The sequence below is a fragment of the Streptomyces lushanensis genome (assembly GCF_001700515.1).
Classification (GTDB): domain Bacteria; phylum Actinomycetota; class Actinomycetes; order Streptomycetales; family Streptomycetaceae; genus Streptomyces; species Streptomyces lushanensis.
On record NZ_MAUD01000321.1, the window covers coordinates 1 to 10,699 of the forward strand.

The window sequence follows — 10,699 nt, forward strand, 5'->3', positions numbered from 1 at the left end:
GTGAGGGGGTGTCCACCCGGTCACCGGGTGGACACCCCCTCACCGTTTCACTGCCGGGCGGGCCGGTCAGACGCGTCCGCCGCCGAAGGGGAAACCGGTGCCGTAGTACGTGCCCAGTTCCTCGTTGTAGGCGGCGTTGCCGAGGTGCTTCTCCCGGTCGAACTCGGGAGCGTCCTTGATCTGCTCCTTCGTGCGGTCCACGTAGATCTTCTGATCGTTCGTGTCGATACGGCTGACCGTGCCGGCCGGCAGGAGGACTTCCTTGCCGAAGATCCACGGACCGGTGTCGACCACGATGTACGAGGAGTCGACCTCGTCGGAGTGCTTGTCGACCTTGCCGATGGAGCCGTCCGTCGCCTCGACCTTGTAGCCCGTCAGATCGGCGTTGGCCAGACGGCCGGACGTCTCGCGGTAGCCCCATATGTTGTCGGACACGAAAACAACCCCTTTCACGATTTCTGATATCAGCGTCCCGCTTTCCCGCCGGATTCTTATGCAGGAGAAAGTCCGGAGAGGTGCAGGACCCGCTGGAGATTCATCTGCCCTCAAAGTCCCGGCGCACACACCCGGTCCTGTGATGTCGGCCCGCCCTCAAAAGGACAGGCGCTGCGGCCGCGCCGGGCAGATCCGCGCCATGCCGGGCGGAAGAGCCGAACGGCCCGCCTACCAGCGGTACCAGCGGCCACTCCCACCCTTCGGGCGAGCCACGAACCCGATCAGCCACAGCACCAGCACCGCGATCGCGACCCACCAGAGGACCTTCACCGCGAAACCGACACCGAAGAGAATGAGAGCGAGCAGTAGAACAAGAAGCAGGGGAACCATGATTATCAACCTCCGAAGAGTCGTCTGCCCTGATCCCGGGCACTCATGCGGCCGAATTTACGCGTTTCCCATTCGGGTTCGAGGGAAGCCGTGCGGGGCGCGGCCGGTTGAATAATCCTGAAATTCACCGGCCCTTTCCAACCAGCCTTGCCGGCTTGGCAGTTGGCCTGGCAGGCGGGTGAAGCCCCCGGCGGAGGGGTTTTCGACCCTTCGCGCAGGGACCGCGGAACGGGACCACGGCGGAGTCGTCCCTCGCCGTCAGGCCGCGGCGGAGCCAGAAAGTGGCCGCCCGCGGACGCGATCCGCCACGAGTCCCCGTGCCACACAGCTCACCTGACTGGACGTCACCTGATGTCACACCGCCCGGTGAGGGCTCAGGAGGCGATATTGCCCGAGGCAAGAGACCGTGGCACGATCGAAAAACTATTCGCCCTGATGGCAGTGAGGTGTTCATGAAACGGACACGGCGCCTGGTGGCTCATCTGGTGGGCCGGAAGCGGGTCAGCGGACGCTACATCTACTGGCCCTACCACACTCGGTAGCCCTACCTGTTCAGCGCGGAACGCCGATCGCGGGATCCCTCACGAGGGGTCCCGCGTTTCACAGGGCACAGGGGAGGGCGCATGGCGCACCGTGAGAAGCCCGGATGGCCGCCGGGCCCGCGCGGGCACTGGCTCAGGGGCAACACCCGCGAGTACGAGGCCGACCGGATCGGCTTTCTGCGCCGCTGTCACCGGGAGTACGGTGACGTCTTCTCCTACGACGAGCACACACTGTTCGTGATCGACCCGGAACTCACCCATGAGGCACTCACCCGCACCGGCGACGCCTTTGTGACGGAGCTGGCGCCCTTCGACATGCGGCGGGATCTCGACCGGGCCACCGCGCACGCCACGTCCTGGATGTCCGAGCGCCGGGCCGCGTGGCCGGGGCTGAACCGTACGGCGGCGGCCACGACCGACGATCTGACCGTCGCGGTCCTGGACGCGGTCCTCGCCGACGCGGCCGGCCGTGAGGTCGACGTGCTCACCACGATGCGGACGCTCACCGCCCGGACGATCGCCGAGTACTGCTTCGGTGAGGACTCCGCCGGTGTCCCCGATCTGCTCCACGAGACCGTCCGTGCCACCCAGCCCTTCGCGGAGTCGTCCCGCGAGTTCCCCGCGTGGCTGCCGCTTCCCCGCCACCGCCGTTTCTTCCGTACCTACCGGCGCCTGGGCGAAACGCTGACCGCTATGGTCCGGGAGCGGCGCGCGTCGACGACCGACGCGCCCCCGAGCGACCTGCTCGGCTTTCTCCTCGCGGCCGAACCGGCCCCGCCCCTCGGCGCCGTGGTGTCGACCCTGCACAGCGTCCTCATGGGCGGCCACGGGGTCCCCGCCGCCGCCCTCACCTCCGTCGTGTGGGAACTCGCCCGCCGCCCCCGGCTCGTGGACGACCTCCGTGACGAGGCGGACCGCGCGGCGGAGGGCGCGGCGGACGGCGGCACTCCGCTGGCCGGGGCCGTGGTCCGGGAGACGCTCCGGCTGCATCCACCCGCGTGGCTGATGACCCGTACCGCCAGTACGGCGACCACCCTGGGCGACTGGTCGCTCAGCCCCGGTGACGACGTGCTGCTCAATCCCTATCTGATCCACCGGGACCCCCGGTGGTGGTCCCGGCCGGACGAGTTCGACCCCACCCGGTGGCTGGACGGGCGATCGGCCCCCGGGCCGGCCTACCTCCCGTTCGGTGCCGGACCACGGGTGTGCCTCGGCTCGGCGCTGACCACGCGACAGCTGACGTTGACCACCTCCCGGCTGGCACAGCGCTTCACCGTCGAATCACCGAACGCCGCATCGGTGACACCGCAGTTCGTCGACCGACTGGCCCCCGCGAACCTCAGAGCCCGCTTCCTGCCGACCGGAGGGCGGTAACTGCCGAGGGTACGTCGAACCGTGGCCGTCGACCGCACTCCACCTCCACCTCCTCCATGCCGGTGAGCGAGGAGGTGGAAGGAGGCTCACCGACGCAGTGCGTGTCTACATCTCCGCGGCGGGGGCAGGCGATACCTCGTAAGCGTTGTCCATCGCTGGGAGTGATGACCATGTCGGGTGAAGAGAAGACTCAGGCCAAGGGCGAGCAGGCCAAGGGCAAGGCCAAGGAGGCCATCGGCCGACTCCTCGGGAACGAGCGCCTCACCGCCGAAGGCCGCGCCGAGCGGGCCAAGGGCGACGCCCGGCAGGCCAAGGAGAAGGTCAAGGACGTCTTCAAGGACTGACTACGCCGTATGCGCGGCGGGGGCGGACCCGGTAGCCGACTACCAGGTCCGCCCCCGCCGCGTACCGGGGTGAGCCGTATCCGCCCCTGCGGCGCCCGTGCCTTCCGCAAGGGGGCGCCCCCCGCGATGGGCGTGGGCCGGAAACGGGTGTGGGCCGGAGCATTTGCTCCGGCCCACACCCATGAGCGGGTCGGTCCGTGCTTTTTTGTCTCTGCTCTGTTCCTCAGGATCTGGGCGCCGTCACCGGGGCCAGGGGCATCGCCGCTTCGGAAGGAGCGGCCGACGCGGCGGGGGCGGCGGGGGAAGGTTTCAGGCGCTGTTCTGCCACGCTGAGGGCCTCCGCCGGAGTACGGGTGCCGGTGGAGACACACAGGGTGTACGTGATGTCCTCCAGTCGGCGCCGTGTACCGGCCGAACCCTGCTCCATGTGCAGGACCTTCAGCGTTTCGTACTGTTCGACAAGATTCCGCAGTATCGCGGGGTCGGTCATGAGCACAGCGGTACCTCTCGTATTCGTCCGTCTCCCCGGCCCCGGGCGCGGGTCATGACCGCCCTCCGGAGTTGAGGGATGGTCGCGCGGCCGGCGGGGAGGTTCTGTGATGCGGTCTCGGTTCAGGCGTCGGTGAGCATGCCGGCGCGGAGTGTGGTCAGGATGCGGGTCAGAAGCCGGGACACGTGCATCTGGGAGATGCCCAGTTCCACGCCGATCTCGGACTGGGTCATCTCCTGGCCGAAGCGCATCTGAAGGATGCGGCGCTCCCGGTCGCCGAGTTCTTCCAGGAGCGGGGCCAGGGCGTGGAGGTCCTCCACGAGATCCATGGCGGGGTCGCGGTCGCCGATGCTCTCGGCGTAGGTGGGGCCGTCACCGGATCCGTCGTCGTCCCCGCCGGGGGAGTCGAGAGAACCGGCCATGTAGCCGTTGGACGCCACCAGGCCCTCAACGATCTCTTCGTCACTCAGCCCGAGGTGCTCGGCGAGTTCACGGACGGTGGGCTGACGGTCCAGGACAAGTGACAGCCCCTCTTTGGCCTTGGCCAGTTCGACGCGGAGTTCCTGGAGGCGACGGGGGACATGGACGGCCCAACTGGTGTCGCGGAAGAACCGCTTGATCTCACCGACGATGTAGGGGACGGCGAAGGAGGTGAACTCGACTTCGCGTGACAGGTCGAACCGGTCAATGGCTTTGATCAGACCGATGGTGCCGACCTGGACGATGTCCTCCATGTCACCGCTGCCACGATTGCGGAACCTGCTCGCGGCGAAACGGACCAGGCTCTGGTTCATCTCGATCAGAGTATTACGGGCGTACTGATACTCATGCGTTCCCTCTTCCAGCACCCGGAGCCGGTCGAAGAACACCTTCGACAAGGCCCGCGCGTCCCGGGGCGCCACCTTGCCCGCGTCCTCGATCCACGGCAGATCACCCACCGGTCCGGCGTGCGCCGCCGGCGCCGTCACCGCCGGCGCTGCGGACGTGCCCTGGGCCTGCACGGATATCGTCACGTCGCCACCAATGCTCGATCGACTGCCAGACGGCACCTGCCCCGGAAACCCGGGCCCAACCCTGCGGGATGCCGCGAGTGTCGGATCCCACCCCTGCGTCGTGCCGGGCGCGGGAGGAGCGGGGCATGAGCACGGCGTCTGGATTCCCGGGACGGCCTTTCCCCTTCAGAAATTGTCCGGAACCATTCATCAATTCCCTAGGTGTCGTCCAGGAAATGCCCTCTTAACCTTTTCCTCCGACGGAGTTGGTGGTTCTCCAGGGGAGCATACGGAACGGTTCACGGTGTCGGCCGACGGGTCGGCAGTAAGAAGTCCGGATTCCGCTTGACCGTCCCTTGCTCGCCATCCGTACGCACGGAGGAGAACAGAAGTGAACGTCAAGTTCCGTATTCGCCTGGCCGCCGCTGCAGGCGCCGCCGCCCTCGGTCTGAGCCTGCTCACCACCCCCGCGTCCGCCGACTCGGAGACCCGCCAGATCGTCGGCGTGGGATCCGACACCACGCAGGACGTGGTCAACGCCCTGGGCAATGTCATCCCCGACCCGAACGGCACCCCGGACAACCAGCTCATCCAGTCGTACGACGCGACGGGCACCACCCCGGTCACCTGCCGTACCGGCGGAGTGATCCTGCGGCCCAACGGCTCCTCGCCCGGCATCGACGCGCTGCGCGACGACCTCAGCAACCCCGCCATTGACTGCGTCGACTTCGCCCGCTCCTCCCGGGGCCCGGTCGACCTCACCACGGCCCGGCTGACGTGGATCCCGTTCGCCAAGGACGCGGTGACCGTCGCGGTCCGGTCGGACAGCGCCCTCAACGACGGTGTGGGCTTCACCACCGGCCAGCTCCATGCCATCTACTCCTGCGCCAAGACCACGCACAACGGTGTCGCCCTGACGCCGCTGCTGCCGCACCCGGGCTCCGGCACCCGGGCCTTCTTCCTGGAGAAGATCGGTCTCAGCGAGGCCCAGATCGGCCTCTGCGTCAACGGCACGGTGCAGCCGAACGACGGCACCGCGCTGGGCACCGCCGGTGACATCGCCCCGTACTCGGTCGCCCAGTACACCGCGCAGATCTTCAACGTGGTCGTGGACCGTCACGGCGTCACGGTCCTGACCAGGGTGAACGGCGTCCCGCCGCGCTTGCCCAGCGGCACGGTCAACGCGAACTTCCCGTACCAGCGTGACGTCTACAACGTCGTCCCGACCGCGAAGCTGGCCGGTGGCGCCACCCCGGAACCCGACCTGATCAATGCCTTCGGCGGCCCCAACTCCAGGATCTGCGCCGAGCGGAACGTCATCGAGGCCTACGGCTTCGGCAGGATCCCCAACTGCGGCATCACCACCCTCAAGGGCGAGCGCTGATCTCTTGCGGCCGGGCCGCCGACAACGCCGGTCCTCCGCCTCGCGGTGCACCGCATCCGACGCGGCGGTGCGCCGCCCGACGCCGCTCGCCGATCCGCCAGGGATGACGGGACAGCCCTCAGTGTCTGGAGAGAGGAAGCCGGACGGCCGGTGGGAGCGGCATCGGGACGGGGGTCGCCTGGAACGACTGGATCATCAGGGCCGCGAAGCGGCGCGACGCCGCCACTCTGATCTTCGGTGACTCGGCGCGGATGCCTTCGTTCGCCATCAGGACCAGGCTGATGTCCTCCAGCACGAAATCCTCCCGCAAGGAGCCCGCCTCCTTCGCGCGCCGCACCAGTTCGAGCATCAGACGCAGCGTGCGATCGCGGTCGGCGGTGAAGTCGACCGCCTGGGGAAGCTGCGATGTGAACGCGCGGGCGAAGCCCCGGTCGAGGGCGTGCACCTCCATGAGATGCTCGATCACCAGGCAGAACCCGCTCCACGGGTCGCCCTCCGACAGACCCTCCTCCACGATCGCGGAACAGGAGGCCATCTGCTCGGCGAAGGCCTCGGTCAGCAGCGCTTCCTTGGTCCGGAAATGCCGGTAGACGGTCGCGACCCCCACCTCGGCGCGCCGGGCGATCTCGCGGATCGGGACGTCGAGACCCCGGGTGGCGAAGGCCGCGCGAGCGACCGCCAGGATGCGCTCGCGATTGTCGCGGGCGTCCGAGCGGAGCTTCGTTACCACTTCGGTCGTCATCACTCTCACTTTAGCCAAACGGACGGGGTGCTCCGTTACGGTCCGGCGCATGAGAGCGATTCAATTCAGCGAGTACGGTCCGCCCGGCGTTGTGCGCGTCGCCGAGGTGGAGGCTCCGCACGCCGGACCGGGCGAGATCCGCATCGCCGTGAGGGCCTCCGGAATCTCGCCCGGGGAGACGCTCATCCGCTCCGGGACGCTGCGTGACATGGTGCCCACGACGTTTCCGTACCGGACCGGATTCGACGCCGCCGGAGTGGTGGACGAGGTCGGCGACGGCGTCACGGGTGTGCGTATCGGCGACGAGGTGTTCGGCTACGCCGGGATGGCCACGCGTGGCGCCAACGCCGACTTCGCGGTGCTGGCCGCCTGGGCGCCCAGACCGGCCGCGTGGAGCTGGGAGGAAGCGGGCGGCGCCGCGGGCGGCGTCGAGACGGCCACCCGGGTGCTCGACCGGCTCGCGGTGGGCGCGGGGCACACCGTGCTCGTGCAGGGCGCGGCCGGTGGGGTGGGCACCGTCGCCGTCCAGCTCGCGGTCGCCCGGGGCGCCACCGTCATCGGTACGGCGAGCGAGCACAACCACCACTTCCTGCGGTCCCTCGGCGCGGAGCCGACGACGTACGGGACGGGGCTCGTCGAACGGGTCCGCGCGCTGGCACCGGCCGGGGTGGACGCGGTGTTCGACTGCGCCGGAGGGGCGCTGCCGGACCTCATCGCCATCGCGGGCGACACCGCGCGCGTGGTGACGATCGCCGACTTCACCGCGGCGGCCCACGGCGTACACATGTCGCACGGAGCGCCGGCCGACGACACGGGCGCGGCCGTGGGGGCCGCCGCCGACCCGCTGGCGGTGCACGGCCTCGCGCTCGCGGTCACGCTCGCGGCCGAGGGCCGGCTGCGGGTGCCGGTCGCGGCGGCGTTCCCGCTCGCCGAGGCGGCGGCCGCGCACGAACTGAGCGAGAGCCGCCACGCCCGCGGAAAGATCGTGCTGGTGAACTGACCGGTGGACCGACCGGACGCCTGGGTGGCCGGTGGTGCCGTACGCGGTCCGCCTGGAGCCCGGCGCGGTCCGGCGGCGGCCTGGGGGCGGGGCGCATCGGCCTCCGCGGACCCATGTCCACGATTCCGTGCGCCGACTCCGTATACGTCCCTGGCCGCGCCCCACGGGCCGTCCCTATACTGCGATGCCATTTCGGGGCTGCACCTGACGACGCGGGTAGGGCATGAACACGCACAGGGTTCCACGTGAGTACAGGATGCGGCCCGGCAGAACCACCGCTCTGATCGTGAGTTCGAGTGTGGCCGCCGTGGGCGTCCTGGTACCGATGTGGATCGTCGCGGAGTTTCCGAACGGGGTCTCGGTGTCGGTGACCCTGCTTCTGGTGGGGATCCTGGGCTGGATGATCCACGTGGCACGGCAGTTGGCCACCGTGGCCGATCTCAAGGGCATCCGGACCCGCGGGTTCTTGCGCGTGCGCCGGATGGCCTGGGAGGAGATCCAGGAGATCCACGCGGCGCCCAACCCCGGCGCGATCACACAGGACAACGCGCCTTCCACGATCGCCTACGCCTACGGCAAGGGCGGCAGGCGCCGGCTGCTCCCGTACGTCGACGACCTCCATGTCGATGTCGTACGGGAGGTCCGCGTGCTCAACGAGATCTGGCAGGAGCTGCGCGGCGAGGACTGGACGGCCGACGAGAACGCGGCGATCGACATCGCCCGCGACCAGGTCCGTCGCAAGGCGCTGGCGTGGGGTGTTGGCTGCTCGATGTTCTCGTTCCTGCCTCTGACGGGGTTGGCGCTGCTTCCCGTCTTCTTCGAATTCCCCGGGTGGACGGAGCCGGTGATGAATCCCTTCGTCATCCTGGGCGGCGGCTGGGTGGCCGTCTTCGGAATCACGGCGGCACTCGTCCACCGGGGCAACCGCCCCGCGGGGTGACGGGTTCCGGGGCGCCGTGAGTTCGCGGCCGAAGCGCCCTGCCCCGGGCGGTCGTGCGGACGCGGGTGCCCCGGGCCACGGCTCCGGGAATGGGGCGAATTGCCCATGTGCCCACCCTGATCGGGAAGTTCGGGTCACTCTGTGATCACAAAGCACGTGAAGACCTTGTGTGTGACATGTGTGTGCCGGTACGAATGTCGTGGCTCGCGCCCGGGATTGTTCCAGACCCGGCAGCGCCGAACGGAGCCTGGTTCCTCCGGGTCGGGCCGAAACCGCATCGCATCGTGACAGAAAGCGCGCCCTCTCATGTCTGCACAGCCGCCGGCCTCCGGCGATCCCTTCGACCCGTCCCGGCCGGTGGGGGAGTCGTCCATATCCGACGAGGAATGGGAGAGGTTCCAGCGGGAGAGCGAGGGCGCGGCCCGGCTCGCCGCGCCCGCCGAACCGTCCGCGCGGGCCCGCATGGTGACCGAACGGCTGCGGCGCCAGGACGAGGAGCGCGCCGCGCGGAGCCGCGGGAGGCGGAACGGCCCGGCGCAGCCGGACGGCTGGCGCACCGGACCGCCGACATTCGCCGCCGAGGACCGCGCGCGGCGGCGCCGCCGCTGGGTGACCGGCGTCCTGGCCGCCGCCGTCGTGCTGGTCGCCGGGCTCACCGTCGCGGGCGAGTTGCCCGGGCTGCCGGGCGGGGACCCGGCCTCACGCGCCGGCGGTCCGGCGGGCGCAGAGGCCGGTGACGGCGCCGTCCTGCCTGCGGAGACCGCGCGCCCCACCCGTGCACCGGCGGTGGGCGGGACCGTGCGGCCCACCCGTGAGCGCCCGTTCGCCGGGTCCCCCGCCGAGCGCTGGGACAGCGGCGCGGACGCGATCGTCCTGCCGTCGGCCAAGGCGGTCAACGGGGTGTCGGCGGCACGTGTCGCCAAGGGGGAGGCACTGCTGAAGGAGTTCCTGGTCGCGTCGAACCTCGACCCGAAGGTGCTGAACGGCGCCGACCCGGTCAAGGTGCTGGCACTGCTGGACCCCCTCCAGGGCGTGTACGTGACCGACTTGAAGGAAGGGCTTCGGAAGCCCTCCGCCGACAGCGATCCGAAATGGACCGTCACGCGGTTCGACAGCGACGAGGTCGGCATCATCGGCCACGACATCAGGGTGCGCGGCCGGATGACCGTCAGGAGGGGCGACCCGGGCGCCGCGATCCTCACGGCCGACTACACCTTCGTCTACCCACTGGTCAGCAAGAACGGGCGGGGCGAGATGACCCGCACGGTGGTGCGCCGTGTCGTCGAGGCACAGGTGGTCGACCCCGTCCGGTGGGAGAGCACCGACGGGAGGATATGGATCCGCGACACGAAGGCCAGCTTCGGCAACGACGCGTGTGAGTCGACCGACGGGCTGGTCCACCCGCGTTTCGGCTCGGAGCCGGGGGCCGAACCCAGTCCGGGCGCGACCAAGAGCGATCCGTACGACCGCAGCAGATCGCTCTCCTCGGAGTTCGGCGGCGCGTGCGACGTGGCCACCAGGATCTGAAGCTACGGGACGCCCCGCCGGCGGCTTTCCCTCCCGCGCCGGCCGTCCGGCCTTCGCCCGCCTGACGTCAACGCTGCCGAGGGAGAACACGGCGCCCTTGAGCGGTCCCGGCCACAGGCCGGGACCGCACGACCCGACCGGGTTAAGAAGTTGGTTAAACGAGGGGGTGGGATTCGCTAGTGTTCCGGAGGAGGTAGCGAGCCATGGCAACCGAGGAAGAGCTGTTCGCGTCGGTCGACGCCTTGCTGGAGGAGGAGCCGCAGCTCCCGCCCCCGGCCGAGCGCGCCCGGCTGCGTGAGGCCGCCGGGATCACACAGGCCCGTCTCGCGGTCGCGTTGAAGACGTCGACGCAGACGGTGAAGAACTACGAGAACGGCCGGAGTGAGCCGAAGTCGCCGCGGTTGGAGGCGTATCAGCGGCTGCTGAACGGCTGGGCGGCGAAGTACCCCGCCCACAGCGCCCCTGCCGCCGCGCCCGCCGCTGCTGCCGTGCCCGTCCACAACGTGCCCGCCCACAACCTGGCCCTTATACACATCTGA

General features: G+C 69.7%; 11 protein-coding genes and 1 pseudogene. 7 read left to right on the plus strand and 5 right to left on the minus strand.

The window, feature by feature from the left end:
• Positions 1 to 66: 66 nt before the first annotated feature.
• Both BFF77_RS24320 and BFF77_RS24325 read right to left on the minus strand, forming a co-directional pair.
• Positions 67 to 435, minus strand: coding sequence for a PRC-barrel domain-containing protein (locus BFF77_RS24320; RefSeq protein WP_066953416.1), 369 nt, complete (start codon positions 433 to 435; stop codon positions 67 to 69).
• A gap of 228 nt (positions 436 to 663) precedes the next feature.
• Positions 664 to 825 (minus strand): hydrophobic protein, encoded by a 162-nt coding sequence (locus BFF77_RS24325; RefSeq protein WP_066953418.1) that lies wholly within the window; start codon positions 823 to 825, stop codon positions 664 to 666.
• Between the two features lie 623 nt (positions 826 to 1,448).
• Between BFF77_RS24325 and BFF77_RS24330 the strand changes: the two genes are divergently transcribed.
• Together BFF77_RS24330 and BFF77_RS24335 are read left to right on the plus strand one after the other, a co-directional pair.
• Positions 1,449 to 2,741 (plus strand): cytochrome P450, encoded by a 1,293-nt coding sequence (locus BFF77_RS24330; protein ID WP_066953420.1) that lies wholly within the window; start codon positions 1,449 to 1,451, stop codon positions 2,739 to 2,741.
• 170 nt (positions 2,742 to 2,911) lie between these two features.
• Positions 2,912 to 3,085 carry a CsbD family protein gene (locus tag BFF77_RS24335; protein WP_066953432.1) on the plus strand — a complete coding sequence of 58 codons (174 nt, stop codon included), beginning with the start codon at positions 2,912 to 2,914 and terminating at the stop codon, positions 3,083 to 3,085.
• A gap of 223 nt (positions 3,086 to 3,308) precedes the next feature.
• Here BFF77_RS24335 and BFF77_RS24340 read toward each other — a convergent pair whose 3' ends face one another.
• Entirely contained in the window at positions 3,309 to 3,575 is a 267-nt protein-coding gene (locus BFF77_RS24340; protein WP_425424424.1) for a DUF5133 domain-containing protein, read from the minus strand.
• 122 nt (positions 3,576 to 3,697) lie between these two features.
• Complete coding sequence (locus BFF77_RS24345; RefSeq protein WP_079125451.1) at positions 3,698 to 4,582, minus strand: SigB/SigF/SigG family RNA polymerase sigma factor; 885 nt, start codon at positions 4,580 to 4,582, stop codon at positions 3,698 to 3,700.
• 376 nt (positions 4,583 to 4,958) lie between these two features.
• Between BFF77_RS24345 and BFF77_RS24350 the strand changes: the two genes are divergently transcribed.
• Entirely contained in the window at positions 4,959 to 5,951 is a 993-nt protein-coding gene (locus BFF77_RS24350) for a substrate-binding domain-containing protein (RefSeq protein ID WP_079125450.1), read from the plus strand.
• A gap of 118 nt (positions 5,952 to 6,069) precedes the next feature.
• On the opposite strand, the gene BFF77_RS24355 is transcribed toward BFF77_RS24350, so the two are convergent.
• Complete coding sequence (locus BFF77_RS24355) at positions 6,070 to 6,693, minus strand: TetR/AcrR family transcriptional regulator (RefSeq protein WP_066953423.1); 624 nt, start codon at positions 6,691 to 6,693, stop codon at positions 6,070 to 6,072.
• Between the two features lie 49 nt (positions 6,694 to 6,742).
• Here BFF77_RS24355 and BFF77_RS24360 point away from each other — a divergent pair, with 49 nt between their 5' ends.
• From BFF77_RS24360 to BFF77_RS24375, 4 genes and pseudogenes are all read left to right on the plus strand, one after another.
• A complete protein-coding gene (locus BFF77_RS24360) occupies positions 6,743 to 7,693 on the plus strand; it encodes an NADP-dependent oxidoreductase (protein WP_066953425.1) in 951 nt (316 codons plus the stop codon).
• 286 nt (positions 7,694 to 7,979) lie between these two features.
• The gene (locus BFF77_RS24365; protein ID WP_141698515.1) at positions 7,980 to 8,633 is read left to right on the plus strand and encodes a PH domain-containing protein; all 654 of its coding nucleotides are present in this window, start codon (positions 7,980 to 7,982) and stop codon (positions 8,631 to 8,633) included.
• A gap of 306 nt (positions 8,634 to 8,939) precedes the next feature.
• Positions 8,940 to 10,160: a hypothetical protein gene (locus tag BFF77_RS24370; protein ID WP_066953428.1), complete on the plus strand. Its 1,221-nt coding sequence runs from the start codon at positions 8,940 to 8,942 to the stop codon at positions 10,158 to 10,160.
• 203 nt (positions 10,161 to 10,363) lie between these two features.
• Positions 10,364 to 10,654, plus strand: a pseudogene (locus BFF77_RS24375) (helix-turn-helix domain-containing protein); the annotation flags it as partial.
• Between the last annotated feature and the right edge of the window lie 45 nt (positions 10,655 to 10,699).

Excerpts from the sequence above, each read along its gene's own strand:
- BFF77_RS24325 (WP_066953418.1), bottom strand. The coding sequence starts at position 825 with ATGGTTCCCCTGCTTCTTGTTCTACTGCTCGCTCTCATTCTCTTCGGT.
- BFF77_RS24330 (WP_066953420.1), top strand. The coding sequence starts at position 1,449 with ATGGCGCACCGTGAGAAGCCCGGATGGCCGCCGGGCCCGCGCGGGCAC.
- BFF77_RS24335 (WP_066953432.1), top strand. The coding sequence starts at position 2,912 with ATGTCGGGTGAAGAGAAGACTCAGGCCAAGGGCGAGCAGGCCAAGGGC.
- BFF77_RS24340 (WP_425424424.1), bottom strand. The coding sequence starts at position 3,575 with ATGACCGACCCCGCGATACTGCGGAATCTTGTCGAACAGTACGAAACG.
- BFF77_RS24355 (WP_066953423.1), bottom strand. The coding sequence starts at position 6,693 with ATGACGACCGAAGTGGTAACGAAGCTCCGCTCGGACGCCCGCGACAAT.
- BFF77_RS24360 (WP_066953425.1), top strand. The coding sequence starts at position 6,743 with ATGAGAGCGATTCAATTCAGCGAGTACGGTCCGCCCGGCGTTGTGCGC.
- BFF77_RS24370 (WP_066953428.1), top strand. The coding sequence starts at position 8,940 with ATGTCTGCACAGCCGCCGGCCTCCGGCGATCCCTTCGACCCGTCCCGG.